At 73.6% G+C, this 26509-nt stretch carries 20 protein-coding genes; 13 read left to right on the forward strand and 7 right to left on the reverse strand.

Annotation, left to right across the window (positions count from 1 at the left end):
- Positions 1-39: 39 nt before the first annotated feature.
- Complete coding sequence (locus J4G33_RS06800) at positions 40-627, reverse strand: gluconokinase (RefSeq protein WP_208055160.1); 588 nt, start codon at positions 625-627, stop codon at positions 40-42.
- Positions 624-1865 carry an MFS transporter gene (locus J4G33_RS06805; protein ID WP_208055161.1) on the reverse strand — a complete coding sequence of 414 codons (1242 nt, stop codon included), beginning with the start codon at positions 1863-1865 and terminating at the stop codon, positions 624-626. Before J4G33_RS06805 ends, J4G33_RS06800 begins: the two co-directional genes overlap by 4 nt.
- Positions 1866-1993: 128 nt before the next feature.
- Between J4G33_RS06805 and J4G33_RS06810 the strand changes: the two genes are divergently transcribed.
- Positions 1994-4705 carry a bifunctional diguanylate cyclase/phosphodiesterase gene (locus J4G33_RS06810; RefSeq protein WP_208055162.1) on the forward strand — a complete coding sequence of 904 codons (2712 nt, stop codon included), beginning with the start codon at positions 1994-1996 and terminating at the stop codon, positions 4703-4705.
- Here J4G33_RS06810 and pgm read toward each other — a convergent pair.
- Positions 4686-6371, reverse strand: coding sequence for a phosphoglucomutase (alpha-D-glucose-1,6-bisphosphate-dependent) (gene pgm, locus J4G33_RS06815; RefSeq protein ID WP_208055163.1), 1686 nt, complete (start codon positions 6369-6371; stop codon positions 4686-4688). The genes J4G33_RS06810 and pgm overlap by 20 nt on opposite strands.
- Positions 6372-6438: 67 nt before the next feature.
- On the opposite strand from pgm, the gene J4G33_RS06820 reads away from it, so the two are divergent.
- Both J4G33_RS06820 and J4G33_RS06825 read left to right on the forward strand, forming a co-directional pair.
- The gene (locus J4G33_RS06820; protein ID WP_208055164.1) at positions 6439-7278 is read left to right on the forward strand and encodes a DUF5926 family protein; all 840 of its coding nucleotides are present in this window, start codon (positions 6439-6441) and stop codon (positions 7276-7278) included.
- Positions 7279-7356: 78 nt separating this feature from the next.
- On the forward strand, positions 7357-8151 hold the full coding sequence (locus tag J4G33_RS06825) for a glycosyltransferase family 2 protein (RefSeq protein WP_307793780.1): 795 nt from the start codon (positions 7357-7359) through the stop codon (positions 8149-8151).
- Here J4G33_RS06825 and J4G33_RS06830 read toward each other — a convergent pair.
- Entirely contained in the window at positions 8148-10595 is a 2448-nt protein-coding gene (locus J4G33_RS06830; protein ID WP_208055165.1) for a hypothetical protein, read from the reverse strand. The genes J4G33_RS06825 and J4G33_RS06830 overlap by 4 nt on opposite strands.
- A 96-nt stretch (positions 10596-10691) precedes the next feature.
- Here J4G33_RS06830 and pheA point away from each other — a divergent pair, with 96 nt between their 5' ends.
- Positions 10692-11651, forward strand: a complete 960-nt coding sequence (gene pheA, locus J4G33_RS06835; RefSeq protein WP_208055166.1) for a prephenate dehydratase — start codon at positions 10692-10694, stop codon at positions 11649-11651.
- A gap of 9 nt (positions 11652-11660) precedes the next feature.
- Here pheA and J4G33_RS06840 read toward each other — a convergent pair whose 3' ends face one another.
- Positions 11661-12833: a diacylglycerol/lipid kinase family protein gene (locus J4G33_RS06840; RefSeq protein WP_208055167.1), complete on the reverse strand. Its 1173-nt coding sequence runs from the start codon at positions 12831-12833 to the stop codon at positions 11661-11663.
- A gap of 81 nt (positions 12834-12914) precedes the next feature.
- Between J4G33_RS06840 and serS the strand changes: the two genes are divergently transcribed.
- The 7 genes from serS to J4G33_RS06875 all read left to right on the forward strand — a co-directional run bounded on the left by serS (position 12915) and on the right by J4G33_RS06875 (position 20935).
- Positions 12915-14204, forward strand: coding sequence for a serine--tRNA ligase (gene serS / locus J4G33_RS06845; RefSeq protein ID WP_208055168.1), 1290 nt, complete (start codon positions 12915-12917; stop codon positions 14202-14204).
- Positions 14201-14995 (forward strand): HAD family hydrolase, encoded by a 795-nt coding sequence (locus J4G33_RS06850; RefSeq protein WP_208055169.1) that lies wholly within the window; start codon positions 14201-14203, stop codon positions 14993-14995. The genes serS and J4G33_RS06850 overlap by 4 nt, the downstream gene beginning before the upstream one ends.
- 92 nt (positions 14996-15087) lie before the next feature.
- Positions 15088-16146, forward strand: coding sequence for a LacI family DNA-binding transcriptional regulator (locus tag J4G33_RS06855; RefSeq protein ID WP_208055170.1), 1059 nt, complete (start codon positions 15088-15090; stop codon positions 16144-16146).
- A 253-nt stretch (positions 16147-16399) separates the two neighbouring features.
- The gene (locus tag J4G33_RS06860) at positions 16400-17791 is read left to right on the forward strand and encodes an ABC transporter substrate-binding protein (RefSeq protein WP_208055171.1); all 1392 of its coding nucleotides are present in this window, start codon (positions 16400-16402) and stop codon (positions 17789-17791) included.
- A gap of 241 nt (positions 17792-18032) precedes the next feature.
- Positions 18033-18968, forward strand: a complete 936-nt coding sequence (locus tag J4G33_RS06865; RefSeq protein ID WP_208055224.1) for a carbohydrate ABC transporter permease — start codon at positions 18033-18035, stop codon at positions 18966-18968.
- Positions 18965-19930 carry a carbohydrate ABC transporter permease gene (locus tag J4G33_RS06870; protein WP_208055172.1) on the forward strand — a complete coding sequence of 322 codons (966 nt, stop codon included), beginning with the start codon at positions 18965-18967 and terminating at the stop codon, positions 19928-19930. The genes J4G33_RS06865 and J4G33_RS06870 overlap by 4 nt, the downstream gene beginning before the upstream one ends.
- 117 nt (positions 19931-20047) lie before the next feature.
- Positions 20048-20935 carry an EamA family transporter gene (locus tag J4G33_RS06875; protein ID WP_307793781.1) on the forward strand — a complete coding sequence of 296 codons (888 nt, stop codon included), beginning with the start codon at positions 20048-20050 and terminating at the stop codon, positions 20933-20935.
- Positions 20936-20999: 64 nt separating this feature from the next.
- Here the strand turns inward: J4G33_RS06875 and J4G33_RS06880 are convergent, their stop codons facing one another.
- The gene (locus J4G33_RS06880) at positions 21000-21569 is read right to left on the reverse strand and encodes a bacterial proteasome activator family protein (RefSeq protein ID WP_208055173.1); all 570 of its coding nucleotides are present in this window, start codon (positions 21567-21569) and stop codon (positions 21000-21002) included.
- 72 nt (positions 21570-21641) lie between these two features.
- On the opposite strand from J4G33_RS06880, the gene J4G33_RS06885 reads away from it, so the two are divergent.
- Complete coding sequence (locus J4G33_RS06885; protein ID WP_208055174.1) at positions 21642-22871, forward strand: AGE family epimerase/isomerase; 1230 nt, start codon at positions 21642-21644, stop codon at positions 22869-22871.
- Between the two features lie 48 nt (positions 22872-22919).
- On the opposite strand, the gene J4G33_RS06890 is transcribed toward J4G33_RS06885, so the two are convergent.
- Complete coding sequence (locus tag J4G33_RS06890) at positions 22920-23894, reverse strand: NAD(P)H-quinone oxidoreductase (RefSeq protein ID WP_208055175.1); 975 nt, start codon at positions 23892-23894, stop codon at positions 22920-22922.
- A 189-nt stretch (positions 23895-24083) separates the two neighbouring features.
- On the opposite strand from J4G33_RS06890, the gene J4G33_RS06895 reads away from it, so the two are divergent.
- Positions 24084-26509: sensor histidine kinase (locus J4G33_RS06895; protein ID WP_208055176.1), on the forward strand; the 2426-nt coding region annotated here is incomplete at its 3' end.

The raw sequence follows: 26509 nt of genomic DNA on the forward strand, positions 1-26509 counted from the left end.
AGGACGTGACGGGAGTCACCCGGTCGGGCGCAGGTGGGGTCAGGCCTCGCGCGCGTCGTCCGCGGCCAGCTCGCGCAGCACCGCCTCGGCGACGTCCTCGGGCCCCGCCTCGACCGTGACGCTCACCCCGTCCTCCTCGGGCCCGAGGGGCTGGAGGGCGGCGACCTGGGACTCCATGAGGGAGGTCGGCATGAAGTGGTCGGTACGCGCGGCCTGACGGTCGGCCACCAGCTCGGCCTCGCCCACCAGGTGCACGAAGCGCACCCGTCCGGGGGCCTGGCGCAGCACGTCCCGGTAGGCCACCCGCAGCGCCGAGCAGGCCATGACGGTGCTGGTCCCCGCCGCCGTCCGCTCGGCGAGCCAGTCGCGCAGGATCACGAGCCAGGGGGCCCGGTGGTCGTCGGTCAGCGGGGTCCCGGCCTCCATCGCTGCGATGTTCTCGGCCGGGTGGTGGTCGTCCCCCTCGGCGAAGGGCCGGTCGAGCCGCTCGGCGAGGAGGCGGGCGACCGTCGACTTCCCCGAGCCCGAGACCCCCATGACGACGAGGTGCTCGACCGGTCCGTCCGCGGGCGTCCCCTCCCCGGCCCCTCGGGGAGGGCGGCTGGTCGCGTCGTCGGCGCTGGTCATGGGTGGGCCTCCGGTCCGGGCTCGAGGGTGGTGGGGGCGGGGTCCTGGACCGCCGTCCCGCTGCGCAGGGTGCTCAGGGCGGCGAGGGTGGCGACCACGGCGGCGCCGCCCGCACCGACGACGACGAGGAACCCGCCGTGGGCCCCCTGACGGTCGATCAGGGCCCCGGCCGTCGAGGCCCCGGCGGACAGGCCCAGGCCCAGCGAGGTGCCGAGCCACGCCAGCCCCTCGGTGAGCTGGCGCCGCGGGACGAAGTGCTGCACCAGGCCGTTGCCGTTGATGATGGTCGGGGCGATCGCGAACCCCGTCACGAACATCACCGCGGCGAGCACCGGCAGGCTCGTGACGAGGAGGAAGAGCGAGACGCCGGCGGCCAGGGCTACCACCCCGATCGCGAAGCGCAGCCACAGCGGGCTCAACCAGTGCCGGGCCCCGTACCCCAGCCCCGAGATCATCGAGCCCAGGGCGAAGGTGCCGAGGATGGCCCCGGCGGCGGACCTGGCCCCCTGCTCCTCGGCGAAGGCGACGGTCGCGACGTCGGTCGCGCCGAGCATCGCCCCGACCGCGACGAAGACCACGGCCACCAGCACCATGCCGCCCGAGCGCATGACGAACCGGTGCGGCTGAGCGGGGTCCCGCTCGACCAGGGGTGGCTCGGTGCCGCGCTGGGCGAGCAGCAGCATGCCGCCCACCAGCAGGCCGACGAGCGGCACCAGCAGGCCCGCGCTGGGCACGACGGTGGTCGCCAGGTATGTCGCCAGGACCGGTCCGATGACGAAGAGCATCTCGTCGAGGGCCGACTCGAGGGAGTAGGCGGTGTGCAGGCCGCGCGGGTCGGAGAGGAGGTTCGACCAGCGCGCGCGGACCAGGGCGCCGATCGAGCCCGTCGTGGCCCCGGCCAGCACGGCCCAGGCGTAGAGCGCGAGGGTCGGGCCCTCGGCCGAGGCGGTGAGGACCAGCCCGGTCAGGCCGACCGAGGCGACCACCAGGGCGGGGCGCATCACCCGGGCCTGCCCCCGCCGGTCCACGAGCCGGGCGAGCTGCGGGGCGCACACGGCGTGCGCGACGACGTAGGCCGCCGAGACCCGGCCGGCCAGCCCGTAGGAGCCGTAGACCTCCGAGACCATGAGGATGATCCCGATCCCGACCATCGAGATGGGCAGCCGCGCCAGCACCCCGGCCGACGAGAAGGCCCGCGCACCGGGGTGCGCGAGGATCTCGCGATAGGGCTGGAGCACGGGGCCATTCTCGCAGCGTGGCCGGCGGGCGGGCGCAGGTTCACCCGGGGCGGGGGCTGGTGCCGCGTGGAAGGATGCCACCAGCATGTCTCCCGCGGGGGACGGCCGAGGGAGGGAGGGCCCGAACGATGGCGATCGGGCGCAGGCAGGGTCGCCTCGTCGCGCCCGCCCCTCGGGCCGCTCCGGTGGTCGAGACCGTCGAGACCTCCCACGGTTCGCGCCTGACCCGGTGGGTGCTGGGCTTCGGTCCCGTCGTGATGGTGCTCCTCGGGGCGGCGGTCTTCCTGCTCGCCTACGTCGCGGTGAGCCTCGCCCCGGTGGACAACCGGGTGGCCGCGTGGTGGCCGGCCGCGGGGCTGTCGGTGCTCGCGGTGGCGTGGGCCCCTCGTCGGCGACGGCTCGGTGTCGTGCTGACGGTCGCCGTCGCGAGCGGCGTCGCCAACGCCGTGGCCGGGCGCGAGTGGCCGGTCGCCCTGGGCTTCGGCCTGTCGAACGCGCTCGAGGCCTGGGTGGTCGCGGCATGGCTGCTGCGCGGTCGCGCGCGACCTCGACTGATGACCCTCGAGGACGTCTTCCGGCTGATGACGGGCACCCTGCTGGGCGGCCTCGTCATGGGTCTCGGTGCAGCGGCCACCGTCGCGATCCTGGCCGACGGCGATCCCTGGATCACGGCCCGCACGGTCATGGCGAGCCATGGCGCGGCGATCCTGGTGACCGTTCCCCTCGGGCTGCGGGTGCTGACCCCGCGGGCGGCGGGCAGCCGGGCCGAGGGACTGGTGCAGTGGGTGGCCCTGCTCGGGGTCTCCGCGCTGATCTTCCGTCCCGACCAGGCCCTGCCCGTCACGTTCCTGACGATGCCCTTCCTCGTGTGGGGCGCCCTGCGGCTGGGTACCCGCACGGTGACCATCCAACTCGTGGTCCTCGCCGTGCTCGTCAGCGTCCTCAACCGCTTCGGCGGGGGGCCGTTCGCGTGGAACCTGGGGGGCGGGGCGACCGTGACCGCCTCGTTGGTCCAGGCGTACCTGGTGGTCTCGGCCCTCGTGGTGCTGCCCCTCGCGGTGTCGGTGGCCCAGCGGCGCGCCGTGCTGCAGCGGGTCGAGGCCAGCGAACGGCTGTTCCGCGAGGGGTTCTCCGAGGCGCTGCTCGGCATGCTGCTGCTGCGCCGGACGAGCGAGGACCTGCACCTCCCGGCGCCCCGGACGGCGGGACGGCCGCACGCGACCGACGGCCTCGAGGTGGTCGAGCTCAACGCCGTCTCCGCGCGGATCCTCGGGGGGACCGAGCCGGAGCTGGTGGGGGAGTCGTGGACCGCGCGGCTCGAGGCCGGGGACCGGACCGTGGTGGCCGACGCCGTCCGGGAGATGCACGCGGGCAACCTCCCCGGGTGGCACGGCGAGGTCGCGCTCGGCGTCGAGACCAGCACCCGCTGGGTCGAGGTCGCCCTGTCCCCGCTCACGGATGCCAACGGCGAGGGCATGTTCGTCGGCCAGATGGTCGACGTCACGGCACGGCGGGCCGCCGAGGAGCGGCTGACGGCCCAGGCCCTGCAGGACGGCCTCACCGGGCTGGGCAACCGCACCCTGCTGCGTGACCGGATCGACCTCGCCCTGCGGACCCTCCCCGCGGACGGCTCGGGGGCCGTGCTGCTCTACTGCGACCTCGACGACTTCAAGCACGTCAACGACTCCACGGGGCATCCCGGCGGGGACTCGGTGCTCGTCGAGGTCGCGGAGCGGCTCACCTCCCTGCTGCGGCCCGAGGACGTCGCGGCGCGGCTCGGCGGGGACGAGTTCGTCGTCCTGCGGCCGCAGGTCGGGACCCCGGCCGAGGCCGAGGAGCTCGCGACGGCCGTGCTCGACGCCCTGATGGCCCCCGTGCACGTCGGCGGCCACTCCTTCAGCCTCGGTGTGAGCATCGGCATCGCCTGGGGCGTGACGGGGACCTCCCCCGACGACCTGCTCCGTGACGCCGACTCGGCGATGTACGCGGCCAAGGCCGAGGGCAAGCGACGGGTGGTGGTGTTCTCCGACGAGCACCGGGCCCGGGTGCTCCGGGCCGTCCGGGTCGAGAAGGAGCTGCGGGCCGCCCTCGAGCGGGAGGAGCTCGAGGTCTACCTGCAGCCCGTGATCGAGCTCGACAACGGTCTCCCGGTCGCCGCCGAGGCCCTCGTGCGGTGGAACCACCCCGAGCGCGGCCTGCTCGCCCCGGGGGAGTGGCTCGACGTCGCCGAGAGCTCGGGACTGATGCCGCGCATCGGGGCGTGGGTCCTCGAGCGGTCCTGCACCGAGGCCGCGACCTGGCCCACGCTGTGCGACGGCGCGGCCCCTGCGGTGCACGTCAACGTCTCGGCCCGGCAGCTCGACGAGCCGGGGTTCGTCGACGAGGTGCGTCGCGTGCTGACCGAGACGGGGCTGGCCCCCGAGCGTCTGGTGCTCGAGTTCACCGAGACCTACCTCGACGAGGTCAGCGACACCCTGCTGGCCGACCTCGCCGGCCTGCGCCGAGCGGGTATCGGCCTCGCGGCGGACGACTACGGCACCGGGTACAGCCCGTTGACCCGGGTGATCGAGCTGCCCCTGTCGATGGTCAAGATCGACCGCGGCTTCGTCAGCACCATGCTCGAGGACGTCCGCAGCCGCGCGATCGTCACGACCCTGCTGCGGCTCAGCGAGGCGCTGGGCCTGGACCTGGTGGCCGAGGGCGTCGAGACCCAGGCCCAGGCGGACGAGCTCAAGCGGCTGGGGTGCCAGGCCGGCCAGGGGTACCTGTGGTCGCGGCCGGTCCCGGCCGAGCAGTTCCGCGCCGAGCTGTCCGCGTCGATCAGCCCAGGGTCTCGGTGACGAGCTGCTGGGCCGCGGCCTGGACCTCGCCGAGGTGCTCGGCCGAGACGAAGGACTCGGCGTAGACCTTGTAGACGTCCTCGGTGCCCGAGGGGCGGGCCGCGAACCAGGCGTTCGGCGTGGTGACCTTGAGGCCGCCGACGGCCGCCCCGTTGCCCGGGGCCTCGGTGAGCCGGGCGGTGATCTCCTCGCCGGCGAGGGTCGAGGCGGTGACCTGCTCGGGGCGCAGCGAGGCCAGGGCCTTCTTCTGCTCCCTGGTCGCGGGGGCGTCGACCCGGGCGTACCAGGACTCGCCGTGCTTCTCGACCAGCCCTGCGTGCAGCTGGGAGGGCGAGTGGCCGGTGCGGGCGGTGATCTCGGCCCCCAGCAGGGCCAGCAGGATGCCGTCCTTGTCGGTGGTCCACACGCTGCCGTCGTGCCGGAGGAACGAGGCCCCCGCCGACTCCTCGCCGCCGAAGCCCACCGACCCGTCGAGCAGCCCGGGGACGAACCACTTGAAGCCCACCGGGACCTCGAGCAGGGTCCGGCCGAGGTCCGCCGCGACCTTGTCGATCAGGGCGGAGGAGACGAGGGTCTTGCCGATCGCGGCGCTCGTGGGCCAGCCCGGGCGGCCGCCGCCGTACAGGTAGCTGATCGCGACCGCGAGGTAGTGGTTGGGGTTCATCAGGCCCGCGTCGGGGGTCACGATGCCGTGCCGGTCCGCGTCGGCGTCGTTGCCGGTCGCGATGTCGAAGGGGGCGCCGGCGCCGGCCGTCCCGGCCATCGTCTGGACGAGGGAGGCCATCGCCGAGGGGGAGGAGCAGTCCATCCGGATCTTGCCGTCCCAGTCCAGGGTCATGAAGGACCAGCGCGGGTCGACGTCGGGGTTCACGACCGTGAGGTCCAGCCCGTGACGCTCGGCGATCTCGCCCCAGTAGGCGACCGCCGCGCCGCCGAGCGGGTCGGCGCCGATCCGCACCCCGCTGGCCCGCACCAGGTCGAGGTCCAGCACGTTGGGCAGGTCCGCGATGTAGGCGCTGGTGTAGTCGTGGCGCAGGGTGGTCGAGGCGGCGAGGGCGGTCTCGACGCTGACCCGGCGCACCGAGCCGATGCCCTGGCGCAGCAGCTCGTTGGCCCGGTCCGCGATCCACCCGGTGGCCTCCGAGCCCGCGGGCCCGCCGTGCGGCGGGTTGTACTTGAAGCCGCCGTCGCGCGGCGGGTTGTGCGAGGGGGTGACGACGATGCCGTCGGCCAGCCCCGCCCCGCCCGAGGTCCGCACCCCTTCCGAGGTCGCGGCGCCGTTGTGCAGCAGGATCGCGTGCGAGACCGCGGGGGTCGGGGTGTAGCCGTCACGGGCGTCGACGTGGACCTGCACCTCGGCCGCGGCGAGCACCTCGAGGGCCGTCCGCCAGGCTGGCTCGGACAGGGCGTGGGTGTCGCGACCGATGAACAGCGGGCCGTCGGTGCCCTGCGCGCGCCGGTACTCCACGATGGCCGCGGTGATCGCGACGATGTGGTCCTCGTTGAAGGCGCTGTCGAGGCTCGCGCCCCGGTGGCCCGAGGTGCCGAAGGCGACCTGCTGGGCCGGGTCGTCGACGTCGGGGTGCCGGTCGTAGTACGCGCCGACGACGGCGTCGACGTCGATGAGGTCCTCGGGCAGGGCAGGTGTTCCGGCGCGCGGGTGCATGGCTCGATCCTCGCACCAGAGGGGCGCCCCGCGCACGGGGTCGGGCCCTGCGGGTAACCTCGCGGCCATGGCCAAGAGAGCGACCGTCGACTTCGTCCTGCGCCCCTTCGAGGGGCTTCCCGGTGAGCCCGACTGGGTGGCGATGCGCGAGGTGGTGCCGGCAGCGACCGGGACCGCCCGCACCACCGCGGAGCACGGCGCGCGCGAGGTGGTCGTGGCGACGGTGCTGCCCATGGCGTGGCCCGCCCTGCACCGCGCGGACGGCACGATCATGATCGCCCTGCAGCAGCACGCCGGCTCGGGCGACGCCTCGCGGGACCTCGCCGACCTGCTGCTGCGGGCCCTCGAGCTCCCCGCCGGCACCCCGATCACCTCGGCCCCCCTGCCCGAGCCCGGACCCCGGCTGCAGGACGTGCTGGACCTCGACGTGCCCTTCGAGGTCACCGTGCACCAGGGCTTCGACTTCTGGACCGAGGGCGGCACGGACCTGGGGCCCGACGTCGGCCCCGCCCTCGAGCAGATGAACGAGACCATCATCCCCACGCACCGCCTCACGTCGGTGGACGCCGCCTACTGGGCGCGCATGGGGGAGCGTGAGTACCTGCGCTGGGCCGTGCCCCACGACGAGCAGGACTTCCTCGACGCCCTCGCCCGGCTGCACGTGCGGCGCGAGTCGGGCCTGGGGGACCAGGGCTCGGTCGGCAAGTTCATCGGCGCCTTCCGCTCCTGCGGGGTGCTGGTCCCCGTGTGGGACCTCGCCCCCGGCACCGAGGCGGCCGAGCTCGAGGAGCCGGTGCAGGCCCTCGGCGGGCGTCTGGCCGAGGCCCTCGCGGTCGAGGGGCCGCTCGACGCCAACGAGCGGCGTGCCCGGGCCGGGCTCGTCGCGAGGCAGCTCACCCTGCGGTGATGCCCTCCGGGTGACTCCTCGTTGACCATCACGTGGCGTGATGATGACGAGTCCGCGGAGCATCGTTAGGGTGGGGTCGTGGCCACCTCAGCACGCGGACGACGCACCAGCGGCAGCGGTTCCGTCGCCCCCAAGCAGCGGGTGGCCGTCGTCATCCCCGCCAAGGACGAGTCCCGCCGGATCGCCCCGACCGTCCGCGCGGCGCGCGCCATCCCCAACGTCGACCTGGTGCTCGTGGTCGACGACGGCAGCGAGGACGCGACCCAGCACGTGGCCCGCGAGGCGGGGGCCGTGGTGGTCCGCCACTCGCACAACCGGGGCAAGGCCTCGGCCATGGAGACCGGGGCCGCCGTCGTCGCGATGCGGGACACGGCCGACCGCCCGGCGCGTCTGCTGCTGTTCATCGACGGCGACCTGGGGGAGTCCGCGGTCAACGCGACCCCGCTCGTGCAGCCCGTGCTCGAGGGGACGGCCGACGTGTCCATCGCGGTGCTGCCGCCCCAGCCCGGAGCCGGCGGCCGAGGGATCGTGGTGGGCCTGGCCCGCCGCTCGATCCAGGCGATGACCGGGTGGACGCCGACCCAGCCCCTCTCGGGCATGCGGTGCCTGACCCGGGAGGCCTTCGAGGCAGCCACCCCGCTCGCCCGTGGCTGGGGCGTCGAGACCGGCATGACCATCGACCTGCTGACCAAGGGTTTCGTCGCGGTCGAGGTGCCCTGCGACCTGCGCCACCGGCCCTCCGGGACGGACTTCCGCGGCCAGATGCACCGTGCCGCCCAGTACCGCGACGTCTTCATGGCCGTGAACGCCCGGCGGATGCGCGGCGTGGCCCGGGGCGCCGGTCGCGCCCTCACGGTCCGCAAGAAGGGCTAGGCCGGGTCCGCAGCCCCGACCGGCTCGGTGCGCCTGGCGCGCATCTCGAGCAACCAGCTCGCGCAGATCGTGACCAGCAGCGGGACCGCGATCGAGACCCCCAGCGCGGGGATGACGATCCCCGAGTCGTTGACCGCGAAGCCGATGCCGAGGGCGATCGCCAGCGCGATGACCCCGGGGCGCAGCATCGGTGCCTCGGTGCCCAAGGAGGTCAGCGGAGCCCCCGAGGACAACCATCCGAAGGGTCCGCCGTCGGGGGCGCTCGCCGCGAAGCGCAGCGGTCGCACCAGCACGAGCACCACCAGGGCGATCCCCGCGATGGCGAGCAGGGTCAGCCAGGTGCCACCCAGGTTCGCCAGGTTCTGGGCGAGCTTGCGGCTCACCACCCCCCACACGCCGCCGTCGAGCACGGTCTCGACGAAGCGTCCGAGGTGCGTGCGTTCGGCGGCCGGTCGGAGCCAGTCGATCACCGCGAAGGAGATGACCACGACGGCAGCGCCGCCCAGCACCCCGACCACGCGCCACCAGGACAACCGCACCCCCGCGGCCATGAGGGCGAGGATCGCGAAGGCGGGCACCAGGGCCGGGGGGCCACCGAAGTCGCTGCCCAGCCCGGGCATGCCGTTGACCACGGTGGCCACGGCACCGATCACCCCGACCAGCACCCCCGCGAGGCGGCGTCGGCCGGCACGCACCAAGGGGTCGGCCACGGCGACCGCCGAGATCAGCACCGAGGCCGCGAACAGGGCGAAGGCGGTGTTGTTGAAGCCGTAGAACCGACCAGCCACCACGGGCTGGACGCCCAGCGGGGCCGAGATCTGCAGCGGCGCACCCAGCATCACGTCGATCAGCAGCACCAGCGCGGTCGCGCTCGCGACCACGGCGGCGGGGGCCAGCAGGGGCGACCGCCAGCGGGGCAGCAGGGCCACGGCCGAGACCGCGACCATCCACCCCGCCACCAGGCCCGTGAGGGCCCACCCGGGGGAGGGCGCGCGCCACCAGGGCGAGAGGTTCGCGAGCATGGTGGCCACGGGGAAGGAGCCGACCACGACCCCGGCCGTGCGCAGCCCGTGCAGGACGGCGCGGGGGTGCCTGATGAGGCCTTCGGTCCGCGCGGGTCGCCCCGGGCGCAGCCGCGCGACCAGGCGCCGTGTCGCACCCATCACGCGGGCGTTGAGCCCGAGGGTGACGACGGCGTAGAAGACCAGGTTCACGACGATGAGCAGGGTGTACGAGGTCGGGGTGAGGGGCCGCACCGCGAGGGAGTGCTGGTCGATGTCGAGCACGGCCGTGAAGCGTGCGTTGGCGCTCTCGGCGGCCGGGACCGGCCGCACGGGCGCACCGACGAGCGCCCCCAGGGGCACCTCGTCGCTGAGGTCCAGCAGGTGCAGCAGGGTCGGCGTCACGTCGGTGGTCTGGAGCATGCCGTCCTGGCGGGTCGAGCTCGAGGCGAGCAGGGACTCGCGGTACTCGCCGCCCCCCGGGGCCGGGCCGAGGGCCGCCGCGAGCTGCATGCGCGCGACCGTGCCCGAGTCGGCGAGGGAGACCACGAGGACGACGACCTCCTGGTCGGCCCGGTGGGCGGCCTCCAGCACCGCCCCGACGCGTGCGTCCACGGGCTGCACCTGCTCGGCGCGGGTGGGCTCGCTGATGACGTCGGGGCCGGCGGGCTCCTCCCCGGTGGGCGCGGGCTCGAGGGGTTCCTCGTCCGCCGAGGCCTCGTCCTGCGCAGGGTCGTCCTCGGTCTCGATGCCCAGGAGGCTGTCGCGCCGGGCGATGGTCGCGCGGCCGGTGTCCCGCACGGTCCCGGCGTCGACCACCACGAGGCGGGAGGTCTCGAGGGCGGTGCCGACCGCGTCGGTCAGCCCGGCGGCGTCGGCCGGCACGGGCAGGTGATCGCCGACGACCTGGCCCTGCTGGTCGGCGAGCGCGATGGCAGCCCCGGGGCCGAAGCCCGTCGCGGGGACGCCGGCGTCGTCGAGGGTCTGGCCGAGCAGCCCGAGCACAGGGTCGTAGCTCTCCTCGGCGGCCGAGGCCTCGTAGGAGTCCCACCCGGGGACGGCGCCACCGGCGAGGGGGGTGACCAGGGTGCGGCACTCGCCGTAGCCCTCGCCGGGCAGGTCACCGGCCCGGGACCCGGCCGAGACCGCCAGCCAGCCGTCCGCGGGGCAGGCGGAGGAGCGGATGCTGCGCGCGGCCACGGTGCCGATCGAGGCGTCCCGCGAGAGGTCCCACAGCGCCGGTGTCGACAGGGTGTGCACGTCGTCCCAGCGCAGCCCCGCGGTGCCTACGAGCACGACGGCGGGGCCCTCCTGCTGGCCCTGGGTCTCGGCGGGGTCGACGGCCAGCGGGGTGGCTGCCGGGGCGGCCGTCGCGCCCGATGCGGGCAGCAGGATGCCCATCAGCAGCACGAGAACGCCGAGCAGCGCGGGTGGACGGGGCATCGGGCAAGCCTACGGGCGCACTAGTCTCGGGCGCGGCGACGCCCTGCCCACCTCGATCGGCCGAGGCCGCGCACGGGGGCTCGCGGAGGAGGCACGATGACCGGCCAGCAGGCCCCCGGGCGCCCGCGCTACGCCTACCTCGGTCCCGCGGGGACCTTCACCGAGGCCGCCCTGCGCCAGGTCGCCTCCCCCGAGGAGGCCGAGTACCTGCCCCAGGTCGACGTCGTCTCGGCCATCGAGGCGGTCCGGTCCGGCATCGCGGACTTCGCGGTCGTCGCGATCGAGAGCTCGATCGAGGGCGGGGTCAACGCGGTCCTCGACACCCTCGCGAGCGGTGAGCGGCTGGTCCTGCTGGGCGAGGTCCTCGTGCCGGTGACCTTCAGCCTCGCGGCCCGGGCCGGTACCGCGCTGAGCGACGTCCGCCGGATCTCGGCCCACCCGCACGCCTGGGCCCAGTGCCGTCGCTGGCTCGCCGCGCACCTGCCCGAGGTCGTGCACGTGCCGGCCACCTCCAACACGGCCCCGGCGGCGCTGCTGAGCGGCTCCGCGGAGGCCCTGCCCTTCGAGGCGGCCCTCGTGCCGCCGTCGGCCCTCGACCACTACGGGCTCGCGACCCTCGCGACCCACGTGGCGGACAACGAGAGGGCCGTGACCCGCTTCGTCGTGGTCGGGCGCCCGGGGGACATGCCGGCGCGCACCGGGGCGGACAAGACCACCTTCGTGGTGCACCTGCCGAGCAACCAGGCCGGCGCCCTGCTCGAGATGCTCGAGCAGCTCGCGACCCGGGGGGTCAACCTCTCGCGGATCGAGTCCCGGCCCATCGGGGACTCCCTGGGCAGGTACTCCTTCTCGGTCGACGCCGAGGGGCACGTCGAGGACGAGCGGGTCGCCGAGGCGCTCATGGGCCTGCACCGGATGTGCCCGCACGTGCGCTTCCTGGGCTCCTACCCGCGGGTCGACGCCCCGCACGGGGACCTGCGGCCGGGCACGTCCGACGCCGACTTCACCGCGGCGCGGGCCTGGCTCGAGGGGCTGCGGGCCGGTACCACCGGCTGAGCCCACCGATCAGGGGACGCGGACCTGCAGCGCCCTCTGGTCCACCCGCGCGGAGACCTCGAGGGCCGAGCCGATCGTGTCGCCGTCGACCTGGAGCTGCTGCGGCTCGCGTGACCGCACGCGGACCTCACGGGCCTGCAGGTGGTCGATCTTGCCGATCTTGTTGGGCAGGTCGTTGCTGATGCCGAAGCGCTGGAACACCACCTCGCCGAGCAGCTGGGCCCAGCCGGCGATCCCACCGCGGGTGTCGATCGCACCGATGTCGAGGATCCCGTCGTCGATCACGGCCTGGGGGAGCAGGGTGATGCCGCCGGGCAGCCGCCCCACGTTGCCGAACAGCAGGCTGCGCAGCCGGAACGGCCGCCAGGGGCCGTCGTCGAGCCGCATCTCGAGGCGCATCCGTCGACCGCTCAGGTGCTTGATCCCCGCGACGAAGTACGCGATCCAGCCGACCCTGGCCTTGAGGTCCTCGTCGGTGTCGGCGACCATCGCGGCGTCGAAGCCCAGCCCGGCGATCACCAGGAAGATGTGGTCCCGCGAGGGCTCGGCGGCGTCGGGCGGGGTCTCCTCGGGGACGACGGCGGCGGGGTCGGCCTCGGCGATGTCGTCGGCGACCTCGGTCTCGTCACGCACGACGCGGATCCATCCGACGTCGATGGCCCGGGTGTGCCCCGTGAGCGCGATCCGCAGCAGCGCGTCGACGTCGTTGAGCGGCAGGTCGAGGTTGCGGGCGAGGAGGTTGCCCGTTCCCTGGGGGACCAGACCCATCGCGGCGTCCGTCCCCGTGAGCCCCTCGGCGACCGCACGCACGGTCCCGTCGCCACCGACGGCGATGACCACCTGGGCCCCGGCGGCCACCGCGTCCCGCGCCTGGCCGATGCCCGGGTCGTCGACCGTGGTGTCGAACCACATCGGCTCGGGCAGGTAGCGCGCTGCGCAGGCCTGGACGGCGGCATCGCGCAAGGCAGGGACGCCCGGCTTGGTCGGGTTGGCGACGAAGGCGACCTGGGTGTGGGCGGCGTCGTCCTTGCCCCCGGCCGATCCCGGGGCGCCCGGTCCCGCGGCGGAGGGCTTGACCGGCACCCCGTGCCCCACCAGGGCCCGACGGTTGAGGATCGCGAGAGTGATAGCGACGACAGCGAGCAGTGCGGCGATGACGCTCACCCAGGCGACCCATTCCATGGCGACACCGTACGGCCCGCGCCCCGGCCTCACCTGGTGAATCGGCTCGGCAGGCGTGGACGCGGTCGATACGCTCGGGGGGTGATCGACCTGCGCCTCCTGAGGGACACCCCCGACGTCGTCCGTGCGAGCCAGCGGCTGCGGGGTGACGACCCCTCCCTGGTGGACCAGGCCCTCGACCTCGACCAGCGTCGGCGTGCCTCGCTGACGGACTTCGAGCAGCTGCGCGCCGAGCAGAAGGGCCTGGGCAAGCAGGTCGCCAAGGCCCAGGGCGAGGAGAAGGCCGAGCTGCTGGCCCGCGGCAAGGCGCTCGCCGAGCAGGTCAAGGCCGCCCAGGCCGAGTCGGAGGCCGCCGCGGCCGAGCTCGACCAGGTGCTGCTGCGCATCGGCAACGTGGTGATCGACGGCGTGCCGGGGGGCGGCGAGGAGGACTACGCCGTGCTCCGCCACGTGGGCACCCCGCGAGACTTCGCCGCCGAGATGGGCCCGGAGTTCACCGTCCGCGACCACCTCGACCTGGGTGAGCGGCTCGGGGCGATCGACACCGAGCGCGGGGCCAAGGTCTCGGGGGCGCGGTTCTACTTCCTGACCGGGGTCGGCGCCCGGCTCGAGCTGGCGCTGCTCACCGCGGCCATGGACCGCGCCCTGGCGCACGGCTTCACACCGATGATCACCCCGACCCTGGTCAAGCCCGAGGTGATGCAGGGCACCGGGTTCCTGGGCTCGCACGCCGACGAGGTGTACCGGCTCGAGGCCGACGACCTCTACCTCGTGGGCACCTCGGAGGTCGCGCTCGCGGGCTACCACCAGGGCGAGATCCTCGACCTGGGCGCCGGGCCCCAGCGCTACGCGGGGTGGTCGGCCTGCTACCGGCGCGAGGCGGGCTCGTACGGCAAGGACACCCGCGGCATCATCCGGGTGCACCAGTTCCACAAGGTCGAGATGTTCAGCTGGACCACGGTCGAGGACGCCGAGGACGAGCACGCCCGACTGCTGGCCCTCGAGGAGGAGATGCTCGGCCTGGTCGAGCTGCCCTACCGGGTGATCGACACCGCGGCGGGGGACCTGGGCTCGAGCGCGGCCCGCAAGATCGACTGCGAGGCCTGGTTGCCGAGCCAGCAGCGGTGGCTCGAGCTCACCTCGACCTCGAACTGCACGACGTACCAGGCCCGGCGCCTCGGGGTGCGCGAGCGGACGGCCGAGGGGGAGACCCGGACGGTCGCGACCCTCAACGGGACCCTGGGCACCACGCGCTGGATCGTGGCGATCCTCGAGAACCACCAGCAGGCCGACGGCTCGGTGCGGGTGCCCGAGGGGCTGCGGCCCTACCTGGGCGGCCTCGAGGTCCTCACCCCGGGACCTGCCGCGTGAGCGGCCCGCTGCTCGTCGCCCTCGACATCGACGGGACCCTCCTCACCTACGAGGGGGATCTCGCGGACGGGGTCCGGGAGGCCGTCGCCGCGGTGCGTGCGGCCGGGCACCACGTGGTGCTGGCCACGGGGCGCTCGGTGCACGCGACGGTCCCCGTCGCCACCGAGCTCGGCATCGAGCACGGCTGGGCGGTGTGCTCGAACGGGTCGGTCACGGTGCGCCTGGACCCGGCACTGCCCGAGGGCTACGTGGTGCACGAGGTGATCACCTTCGACCCCGGCCCGGCCCTGCGCCTCATGGCCCGCGAGATGCCCGAGGCGCACTTCGCGGTCGAGGAGGTGGGGGTCGGCTTCCGGATGAACAAGCCCTTCCCCGACGGTGAGCTCTCCGGGGTGCAGGAGGTCGTGGATCTCGAGGACCTCGCGGGCCGTCACGTGACCCGCCTCGTGGTGCGCAGCCCCGGCCACACCCCCGAGGAGTTCCACGAGCTGGTCGCCCGGACGGGCCTCTCGGAGGTCACCTACGCGATCGGCTGGACGGCGTGGATGGACGTCGCCCCGGCCGGGGTGACCAAGGCCAGCGCGCTGGAGATCGTGCGCAGCGCCCTCGACGTCGACCCGGCCGGCACGGTGGCCGTCGGGGACGGCAGCAACGACCTCGACATGCTCCGCTGGGCCACCCGGGGGGTGGCGATGGGCCACGCGGGCGAGGCCGTCCAGGCCGCCGCGGACGAGGTCACGGGCTCGATCGAGGAGGACGGCGCCGCGACGGTGCTGCGCTCGCTGCTCTGAGCAGGCGGGGGCGCCTCCACCGGTCCGTCCCCGAGCGTCGCCCCCACGGGCTCGGTGGACGAACCCCCCGCCCAGGAGCAGAATCAGCCGCCATGGCCTCCGGCATCGACGACGTTGCCCGCGCCGCTGGCGTGTCCACCGCGACCGTCTCGCGCGCCCTGCGAGGTCTGCCCAACGTCAACCACGACACCCGTGAGCGGGTGCGGCGGGTCGCGGCCCAGCTCGGCTACGTCGCCTCGCCGTCGGCCGCGAGCCTGGCCTCCGGGCGCACCCGGACGATCGGTCTGATCAGCCCCATGGTCAACCGCTGGTACTTCTCGAACGTCATCGAGGGGGCCGAGCGTGCGCTGCGGTCCCAGGGGTTCGACGTCCTGCTCTACACCTTCGAGCTGCGCGGGGCCGAGGGTCGGGTGCGGGTCGACGCCGACGTGCTGCGCCGCCGTGTGGACGGCGTGCTGGTGGTCGGCCTGCCCCTCGAGGAGGACGAGGTCGAGGCCCTGCTGGCCCTGGGCCACCCGTTGGTCTGCATCGGCTGGGGCGGCTTCGGTCAGGTCACGGTGCGCCTGGACGACCACACGACCGCGGTCGAGGCCACGCAGCACCTCATCGACCTGGGGCACCGGACCATCGGTCACATCACGGGCTCCCCCGACGACGTCGCCCCGTGGTCCCCGCCGATCTGGCGCGAGGCCGGGTGGCGTGCCGCCCTGGAGGGCGCCGGGCTCGAGGTGAGCGAGGACCTCATGGTGCACGGCGGCTTCGACGTGCAGGGCGGGCGGGCCTCGATGCGCCGGCTGGTCGAGGCCCGGCCCGACGTCACCGCCGTCTTCGTCGCCTCGGACGAGATGGCGATGGGCGCGGTGCTCGCCCTCCGTGACCTGGGGCTGCGCGTCCCCGACGACGTCTCGGTGGTCGGGATCGACGGGCACGACCTGGGTGAGCTGGTCGGGCTGACGACGATGGTGCAGCCCGCCCCCGAGCAGGGGGCCATGGCGGCCCAGCTGGTCCTGGACATGATCGCCGGGGTGGTCCCGCCGCGCGAGCTGGTGGTGCCGACCGAGCTGCTCGTCCGGAGCTCGACGGCTCCGCCGCGGAGGGCCGGCATCCCGTCGCCCCGGGGTGCACCCGTCCCGCCGCAGCCCGACGTCTGACATCCGAGCGGGCCAGGGCGTTCCCCGGAGGCTCGCGGAAGCGCTAGGGTGGGAGCGCTCCCGCAGAGCGCAGGCGCCCCGGGCTCGTGACCGAATTGTTACGACCTCGTGCCTGGTACGTAGCCGGAACCACTTGCCTCGAGGTCGCTGTAAGCGCTTGCATAGCGGGAGTGCCCGACGCCGCGTGCTGTTCGACGCCGGTGTGGGGACAGCCCGCGGGCGCAGGACGCCCACAACGACGTGGAGGACCACCATGATCAGCAGAAGGAGCCGCGGGGCATCCGTGGCCGCGGTCGGGGGCTTCGCCGCCCTCGCCCTCACCCTCGCGGCGTGCACCCCGCCGCCGTCGGACGAGGACAACAACGCCGGCGACGACGGTGACCGCGAGATCGCCGAGGGCTGCGAGGCCTTCGAGCAGTACGGCGACCTCTCCGGCACGACCGTGACGGTCTACACCTCGATCACGGCCCCCGAGGACCAGCCGCACATCGACTCCTACGTGCCCTTCGAGGACTGCACCGGCGCGACCATCGAGTACGACGGCTCGCGCGAGTTCGAGGCTCAGCTCCCGGTCAGGCTCCAGTCGGGGAACGCCCCCGACATCGCCTACATCCCCCAGCCGGGCCTGATGGCGAGCCTGGTCCGTGACTTCCCCGACGCCGCGGTCGAGGTGGGCGAGCTCGCCCAGTCCAACGTCGCGGAGTACTACGACCCGTCCTGGCGGGAGTACGGCAGCGTCGACGGGACGTTCTACGGGACGCCCCTGGGCGCCAACGTCAAGTCCTTCGTCTGGTACTCGCCGTCCATGTTCCGTGACGCGGGCTACGAGATCCCCCAGACCTGGGACGAGCTCATCGCTCTCTCCGACCAGATCGTCGCCGACGGCGGGACGCCCTGGTGCGCAGGCATCGAGTCCGGTGACGCGACGGGGTGGCCGGCCACCGACTGGCTCGAGGACGTCCTGCTCCGCACCGCTGGTCCCGAGGTCTACGACCAGTGGCTGAGCCACGAGATCCCCTTCAACGACCCGCAGGTCGCCGAGGCCCTCGAGGCGGTCGGCTCGATCCTCAAGAACCCGGACTACGTCAACGCCGGGTACGGCGACGTCCAGTCCATCGCCTCGACCCCGTTCGCCGACGCGGGCTTCCCGATCCTCGACGGTGAGTGCTGGATGCACCGTCAGGCCTCGTTCTACGCGGCCAACTGGGAGTCCGCCCAGCCGGGCACGACCGTGGCCGAGGACGGCGACGTCTTCGCGTTCTACTTCCCCGCGATGAGCACCGACGAGCGCCCCGTGCTCGGTGGCGGCGAGTTCACCGTGGCCTTCGCGGACCGTCCTGAGGTTGCTGCCTTCCAGGCCTACCTGACGAGCCCGGAGTGGGTGAACACCAAGATCCCGCTGCACACCACGGGTGGGTGGGTCTCGGCCAACTCCGACCAGGACACGACGCTGTACGCCTCGCCCATCGACCGGCTCTCGGCTGAGCAGCTGGCCGACGAGAGCGCGACCTTCCGCTTCGACGCCTCCGACCTCATGCCTGGTGAGATCGGCACCTCGGCCTTCTGGACCGAGATGGTCAACTGGATCGCGAGCGACAAGGACAACGCCGCCGTTCTCGACGACATCGAGGCCGCCTGGCCGTGATGAGCTGTCCGCGGCAGGGGCTGCTCCCACCGGGCAGCCCCTGCCGCGGTCTCACACCCCGACCTGGGGCGGCTCCGCCGCTCCGCCTGCTTCGATCCCGACCGGCGCGTGCGCGCCCGGGCCAACGGAGGACTGAGTGGACGAGATCCTGAACAACGCCGGGCTGTGGATCGAGTACTACACGCGGCCGGTCCGCGAGTGGCTCCTCGACGCTGACGGTGCCGGGCACAAGCTCGCCTTGATGGTGGTGGCGATCCTGCTCTTCGTCGGCGTGATGGGCGGCATCCTCGCCCTGGTCGACCGCAGCCGGCGCGCACCCGGTTGGCTCGTCACCGTGGCGTTCGTCGGCCCTGCGCTCGCCGCGATCACCTTCGGTCTCATCTACCCCGCGCTCCGCACGATCTACTCGTCGTTCTTCAACCGGAACGGCAGCGAGTTCATCGGGATGGACAACTACATCCAGGCGTTCACGCAGAGCCAGTTCCAGCTGGTGCTGCGCAACACCGCGCTGTGGGTGCTGCTCGTCCCCGTGCTCGCCACACTCATCGGGTTGATCTACGCCGTCGTCGTCGACCGGACCCGGTTCGAGAAGTTCGCGAAGACGCTGATGTTCCTGCCGATGTCCATCTCGATGGTCGGCGCGGGCATCATCTGGCGGTTCATGTACGACTACAAGCAGACGAGCGCCGAGCAGACCGGTCTGCTCAACCAGCTGCTCGTCATGGTCGGGCTGGACACCAAGCAGTTCCTCCTCGACAGCCCGGAGAACAACTTCTTCCTCATCATCGTCATGGTCTGGATCCAGGCCGGCTTCGCGATGACGATCCTGGCGGCGGCCATCCGCGCCATCCCCGACGACATCGTCGAGGCCGCCCGCCTCGACGGGCTGACCGGGATCAAGATGTTCCGGTACATCACGATCCCGAGCATCCGCCCCGCACTGGTGGTCGTGCTCACCACGATCGCGATGGCGACCCTCAAGGTGTTCGACATCGTCCGCACCATGACCAACGGCAACTTCGGCACCTCCGTCGTGGCCAACGAGTTCTACGAGCAGAGCTTCCGCCAGCTCAACGCCGGGCTCGGGGCCGCTCTCGCGGTGATCCTGTTCGTCCTCGTGATCCCGATCGTGATCTACAACGTCCGGCAGATGCGCATCTCGGAGGAGATCCGATGACCACGACCCCACCTCCCCCTCAGACCATCGCCACGCGGGTCCCCGGCGAGACGGACCCCGGCGCGTCCCTCGGGCCGGGCGGGAACGGGCGCGGCAAGGTGTCGCGCCCCCGCCGCGGCGCGATCGCCAAGGAGCGCCTGAGCAGCCCGTGGGCCTCGGGCATCGCGATCGTGATCGCGATCATGTGGACCGTCCCGACCTTCGGCCTCCTGGTCACCTCGTTCCGCCCGTCCGCGGACATCCGGCAGGACGGCTGGTGGAACGTCGTCACGAGCCCGTCCTTCACCTTGCAGAACTACCAGGACGCCATGACCGGGTCCACGCGGATGGTCGACTACTTCATCAACTCGTTGGTGATCACCTTGCCGGCCGTGTTCATCCCGATCAGCCTCGCTCTGCTCGCGGCCTACGCCTTCGCGTGGATCGACTTCAAGGGGCGCGAGCTGCTCTTCGTCGCGGTCTTCGCCCTGCAGATCGTGCCGATCCAGATCACCCTCATCCCGCTGCTCAGCACCTACAACGACTGGGGCCTGGCCGGGTCGTTCTGGACGGTCTGGCTCTCGCACTCGATCTTCGCGCTGCCGTTGGCGATCTTCCTGCTGCACAACTTCATGAAGGACATCCCGAAGTCGCTGGTCGAGGCGGCGCGCGTCGACGGAGCGGGCCACGTGAAGATCTTCTTCCAGGTGCTGCTTCCTCTGCTGATGCCGGCCATCGCGGCCTTCGCCATCTTCCAGTTCCTCTGGGTGTGGAACGACCTGCTCGTGGCTCTGGTCTTCGGCTCCTCGCAGGACATCCGGCCGCTCACGGTGCACATCGCCGAGCTCGCAGGCACCCGTGGGCAGACGTGGCACCTGCTCTCGGCCGGCGCCTTCATCTCGATGATCGTCCCGGTCATCGTCTTCCTGTCGCTGCAGCGCTACTTCGTGCGCGGGCTGCTCGCGGGGTCCGTCAAGGGCTGACGCGCACACCCCAGACGGCACGACGACGCCCCACCCCGGCACCAGGGGTGGGGCGTCGTCGCGTGCGGGCCGGCGCCGGGTGCCCTCGGCGGTGAGGCGGTCGGGCATAGTGCTCGGGTGCGCACCTCAGGGGCAGGGGCCGTCGGCCGGGTCCCCGCCCCGGCCCTCTTCGTCGTCTCGGGTCTGACCCAGTACGGCGGGGCTGCGGTCGCCGTCGGGCTCTTCGCGCAGATGGCTGCCGCCGGGGTCGCCTGGTCCCGGCTCGTGGTGGCGGCCCTCGTGCTGCTGCTCTGGCGCCGCCCCTGGCGCATGACCTGGACCAGGCGCGACCTGCTCGCGGTCGCGCTCTTCGGGGTGGTGCTGGCCGCGATGAACATCTCGTTCTACGTCGCGATCGAGCACCTGCCCCTGGGCACCGCGGTGGCCATCGAGTTCATCGGGCCGGTGGCGGTCGCCGCGATCACGGGCAGCGGGTGGCGCGAGCGGGTCGGTATCGGCCTCGCCGCCGTGGGCGTGGTGCTCCTGGCCGGGGTGACCCTGACCCTCGGCGGGGACGGCGTGGTGATCGGGCTCGTGGCGATCGGGATCGCGGCGGCCTGCTGGGCCGGCTACATCCTGCTGGGACGCCGGGTGGCCGTGCGGGGGGACGGGGTGACGATGCTCGCGGTCGCGATGGCCATCGGTTCCCTCGCCTTCGCCCCCTTCCTCGCCGCGACCGCCGCCCCGGCCCTGGCCTCGTGGCGGTTGGCCCTCGCCCTCGTGGTGGTCGCGGTGCTCTCCTCGGTGGTGCCCTACGGCCTCGAGCAGCTGGTGCTCCGCACGGTGAGCCCGGCGACCTTCGCGGTGCTCCTCGCCCTGCTCCCCGCGACGGCGGCCGTGGTCGGCGCGGTCGTGCTCGGCCAGTGGCCGCACGGGGTCGAGCTCGTCGGGCTCGTCCTCGTCTCGGCAGCGATCGCGCTCACCTCGGTGCGGCGCCGCCCACGGCTCGCCGAACCTCCCGCCTGAGCCACGGCCCGACCAGCGGTGCCGAGCCGTGGCGCAGGGGCCCGGGTGGTGGGCAGGAGCGCCGTCAGAGGTACTGCCCGGGGTGGCGCTCCTCCCGGCCTGCGCCGTCGGCCCGGTGCGACGGCCCCGCCTGGCCCGGACCGGCGCCCGCGCCGTGCCCGTCGAGGCCCCCCGGCATCGACCCCGGTGGCAGTGCCCGACGCCTCTGACCGACCTGTGCCTGGGACGCCATCTGCTGGGCCACGAGCGCGGCCTGCAGGCCGTGGAACAGGCCCTCGAGCCAGCCGACGAGCTGGGCCTGGGCGATGCGCAGCTCGGCCTCCGAGGGGCTCGAGTCCTCGGGGAAGGGCAGGCTGATGCGTCGCAGCTCGTCGACCAGGTCGGGGGAGAGGCCGTCCTCGAGCTCGCGCAGGGACCGTGCGTGGACCTCGGCCAGGCGCCCCCGGGCGGCCTCGTCGAGCGGGGCGCTGCGCACCTCCTCGAGGAGCTGCTTGATCATGGTCCCGATCCGCATCACCTTCGCGGGCTGCCCGACGACGGTGGGGTCCGCGGCCGCCGCAACCGCCTCGGCCGACCCGGCGGGTGCGGGCGGGGTGTCGGCGGGATCGCTCGGGGGCACGGGCTGGTCGCTCATGGCCCCATTGTCCCCGCCCCGCCCACAGGCGCCCGCTAGGTTGAGACGGCCGCCCGCCCCGAAGGAGATGCGATGTCCTGGCTGACCTCCCCCGCGCACCACCGTTGGCTCGAGGGGGAGACCGACCGCCTCCTCGACTTCGGCAGGGCCGCGCGCACCCCGCAGGGCTTCGGCTGGCTCGACCAGCGCGGGCGGCTCGAGACGGACCGGGACACCGCGCTGTGGATCACCTGCCGGATGACCTACGTCAACTCCCTCGCGGCCCTGCTCGGGCGACCAGGGGCCGGGGCGCTGACCGACCACGGGCTCGCGGCCCTGGACGGTCCGTTCCGCGACACCCAGCACGGGGGCTGGTTCGCCGCCGTCGGGCCGGAGGGGCCCACCGAGACGGACAAGGGGGCCTACCCGCACGCCTTCGTGGTCCTCGCGACGGCGAGCGCCGCGGCCGCCGGCCGGACCGGGGCCCGAGGGCTGCTCGACGAGGCACTCGCCGTCTCGCTCGCGCACTTCTGGGACGAGGAGGCCGGGATGGTGGTCGAGTCCTGGGACCGCACCTTCACCACCTGCGAGGACTACCGCGGGGTCAACGCCGGCATGCACACGGTCGAGGCGTACCTCGCGGCCGCTGACGTCACGGGGGACCGGGCCTGGCTGGACCGCGCGGCGCGGATCACCGAGCGGGTGGTCCACGGGTTCGCGCGGGGGAACCAGTGGCGCCTGCCCGAGCACTTCGACACCGCGTGGCAGCCGCTGCTCGACTACAACGTCGACTCCCCGGCTCACCCCTTCCGGCCGTACGGGGCGACCGTCGGGCACTGGCTCGAGTGGGCGCGTCTCGCCCTGCACGTGCGCGCCGCCCTCGAGGCCCGGGGGGACACCCCGCCCACCTGGATGCTCGAGGACGCCGTCGGCCTGGTCGACGCCGCCGTCCGCGAGGGCTGGCAGGTCGACGGGGCTCCGGGGTTCGTCTACACGGTGGACTGGTCGGGGAGCCCGGTCGTGCGCGAGCGGATGCACTGGGTGCTGTGCGAGGCCCTGGGCGCCGCCGCGGCGCTGTTCGCCGCCACCGGGGACGCGCGCTACGACGACTGGTACCAGCAGTGGTGGGACTACGCGGCCGAGCACCTCCTCGACCTGGAGGGTGGCTCGTGGTGGCACGAGCTCGCCCCCGACCACCAGGTGTCCACCACGACGTGGGCCGGCAAGGCCGACCTCTACCACGCGGTCCAGGCGACCCTCATCCCACGGCTGCCGCTCACCCCGACCCTGGCCCCGGCCCTCGCGCGGGGCCTGCTGGGCTGACGGCCTGCCGGGCCGAGGCGGGTCAGCGGTCTGCTGGGCCGACCGAGGTCAGGGGACCAGCAGGAGCTTGCCGAAGACCTCGCCGGCGGCCATGAGCTCGTGGGCGCGCGCGGCGTCCTCGAGCGGGAGACGCTCGTGGACCACGGGCCGCACGGCGCCGCTGAGCACGTGCGGCCACACGTGCTCGAGCACCTCCGCGACGATCGCGGCCTTCTCGGCGGGAGGGCGCGAGCGCAGGGTCGTGCCCAGCACGGTGGCACGGCGGGCCAGGAGGGCACCCAGGTCGAGCTCGGCCCGTCGCCCCTTCTGCAGGCCGATCACCGCGAGACGCCCGCCGGTCGCCAGCACCTCGAGGTTGCGTCCCAGGTAGGCGGCCCCGACGACGTCGAGCACGACGTCGACGCCGCGGTCGCCGGTCAGCTCCCGGCAGCGGTCCACGAAGTCCTCGCTGCGGTGGTCGACCGCGGCGACCGCACCGAGCCCGAGGCAGCGGGCCGCTCGTTCGGGCCCGCCTGCCGTCGTGACGACGTGAGCACCCAGGGCCGTGCCGAGCTGGACGGCCAAGGAGCCGACCCCGCCCGAGCCCCCGTGCACCAGCAGCCACTCCTCGGGGGCCAGCCGCGCGGCCCGCAGGGTCGACCACGCGGTGCACGCGGCCTCGGGCAGGGCGGCACCGTCGACCAGGTCGACCCCGTCCGGCAGCGGCAGCACCTGCGCGGCGGGCACCACGACGCGGCTCGCATAGCCGCCGCCGTCCAGCAGGGCGACCACGCGATCACCGACGCGCCACGGCCCGCCGTCGGGCCCGATCTCGGCGACGGTGCCCGAGACCTCGAGCCCCGGCCAGTCGGGGGCGCCCGCCGGGGGCGGGTAGTGGCCGGCGCGTTGCAGCAGGTCAGCGTTGTTGATCCCGGCGGCCGCCACGTCGAGGACGATCTCGCCACGGCCCGCCGCAGGGTCGGGCAGGGAGGCCGGGGTGAGGACCTCAGGCCCCCCGGAGGAGGAGATGACGACAGCTCTCATGAGGCGAGTCTTGCAGCCGGGTGAAAATGCCCCGATATGGTGTGCTGCGGTCGACGAGTTTGTGAATAGGCCTCATGCCAGGGGCCCTCCGAGCCGATGACTGTGCGACGGCGGGTTCTAACCCCGGTCCCCAGCCGTCATCCAGCACCTCGTGCGGCAGTGCGCACTCCGCACAGTGAAGGAGACACCATGCTTCGCAGGCTCGGCATCCGAGGAAAGGTCCTCGCAGCCCTCTCCGTGCCTGTCCTCGTGCTGTTCGTCCTCGCCGGCGCCGTCAGTCTCCAGGCGATCGATGACGTCCAGACCTCACGGACCGTCACCCAGCTCCTCAGCGCCCTCGACCGCACCCGCGAGCTCACGGCGGCCATGCAGGCCGAGCGCGCGGCGACCCTCGCGGTCGTGACCGCTGCGCCCGAGGAACGTGCCGACGCCAGTGCTGAGCTGGGACGCGTCCGTGCGACGACGAACGACGCCATCGGCGCCGCCTCGCGTGAGGCGGCCGAGATCGAGCTCGGAGCGCTGACGGACCGTGCCGTGACCGGCCTGCGCGACCAGCTGACCGAGCTCGACACCCTGCGCCGAGCGGTCGACTCGGGCGACCTGACCATGCGCGTCGCCTTCACCGGCTACACGACGGTCGTCGAGCGGGTCACCGACTTCCCGAACGTCGTGGCGAACGCCCTCGACGACCGCGAGCTCGCGGCCATCATCACCAGCCAGACCGCCGTCGCGAGCCTCGCCGAGAAGTACGAGCAGGAGCAGGTCTTCGGCGGTCAGGTCCTCGAGGGCTCCGCGCGCTCGGGCCCCGACCTGCAGCTCCTCGCCGCGCTCTTCCCCGCGACGGACATCCAGCAGGAGTCGGCCATCCTGACCGTCAACCAGCTCCAGTTGGGCATCGAGGTCCCGGGCCTGGTCACCGGCCTGCAGACGTACGGCAACTTCCGCAGCCTCGCGACCTCGGGCCAGGAGAACTACCTCAGCTTCATCGACCCCGCGCAGTGGACCGCGACCTCCCAGGCGCAGATCGACCTGTACGACCCGGTCGTCGCCGAGCTGACCGCGGCCGAGGAGGCCCAGGCCGACGAGGTCGCCGCCGCGGCGCTGCGCACGGCCGTCCTGACCATCTCGCTGACCGTGCTCGCCGTCGTCGTCTCGATCGCGGTGGCGCTCACCATCGCCCGCCAGATCGTCAACCCGCTGCGCCGCCTGACCCGGGCCGCGGGCGAGGTCCGCGAGGAGCTGCCGCGCCTGGTCGACCAGGTGGCCATCCCCGGCCAGGGCCCCGACCTCACCCTGGCTCACATCCCGGTGACCTCGCGGGACGAGATCGGGCAGCTCGCGACCGCGTTCAACGACGTCAACTCCACGACCATCCAGGTGGCCCAGGAGCAGGCGGCCCTGCGTGGGTCGATCGCCGAGATGTTCGTCAACGTGGCCCGTCGCGACCAGGTGCTGCTCAACCGGCAGCTGTCCTTCATCGACGCCCTCGAGCGCTCCGAGGAGGACCCGAAGACCCTCGCGGACCTCTTCCGCCTCGACCACCTCGCGACCCGGATGCGCCGCAACGCCGAGTCCCTCCTCGTGCTCGCCGGCATCGACACGGGTCGCCGGCTCCGCGAGACCCTGCCGACCTCGGACGTCATCCGGACCGCCTCCTCGGAGATCGAGCACTACGAGCGGGTGCAGCTCGACCTGCCCGTGGACCCGACGATGCTCGGCCACACGGCCCTGCCGGCCGCCCACCTCCTGGCCGAGCTGCTCGAGAACGCCACGGTCTTCTCCGACCCAGGCACCCCGGTGCAGGTCTCGACCGGGGTCGACGAGCACCACGTGCTCGTCACGGTCCTCGACCAGGGCCTCGGCATGACCCCCGAGGAGATCCTCGACGCGAACAACAAGATCCGTACGACCTCGGCCGGTGACGTGCTGGGAGCCCAGCGCCTCGGCCTGTTCGTCGTCGGGCGTATCGCCAACCGACTCGGGGCGATCGTCGAGCTCGCCCAGGGGCCCTCCGGCACGGGAACCCTCGCCACCGTCCGGTTCCCCGTCTCGCTCTTCGTCGACGCCTCGAGCCTCCCGCCCACGGCGCCGGCCCACACCGCGGCGACCCTGCCCCCCGCGCAGAGCCCCGCCCTGCCTGCCGCTCCGAGCCCGGAGCAGATCGCCGCGCCGCCGGCGGCCCCCGCCGCACCGCCCGCTCCCGCCGCCGCCCCCGAGCCCGCCTGGGCGCCGGTCCCGGCCGGCGTGCAGGACGTCGCCCCCGGCAGCCTCGGCTCGGCCGAGAACCCGGCGCAGGAGGTCGACCTCAACGCCCTTACCGACGGCCAGACCGGCCTGGGCCTGCCCCGACGCCGCTCGCGAGGGGCCGACGCCGACGCGCCTGCCCCGAGCACCCGGCGCGAGCACCGCGAGCAGGACGACGCGGCCGCGGCCCCCTCGATCCCGCTCGCCCCGCGGGCCGACGCCCTGGCCGGCGCGGCCCAGGTCCGGGCCGAGGACGCCTGGACGCCTCCCGTCGTCGAGCCCGCAGCCCCGCTGCCGGCCCGCCGCACCCCCGTCGAGCAGCCCCCGGCCCCGGCCGCGGAGCTCCCGAGCCGCGCCCCTGCCTCGGGCCT

The sequence above is a fragment of the Actinotalea soli genome, from assembly GCF_017565425.1.
In the GTDB taxonomy this organism is placed as follows: Bacteria; Actinomycetota; Actinomycetes; order Actinomycetales; family Cellulomonadaceae; genus Actinotalea; species Actinotalea soli.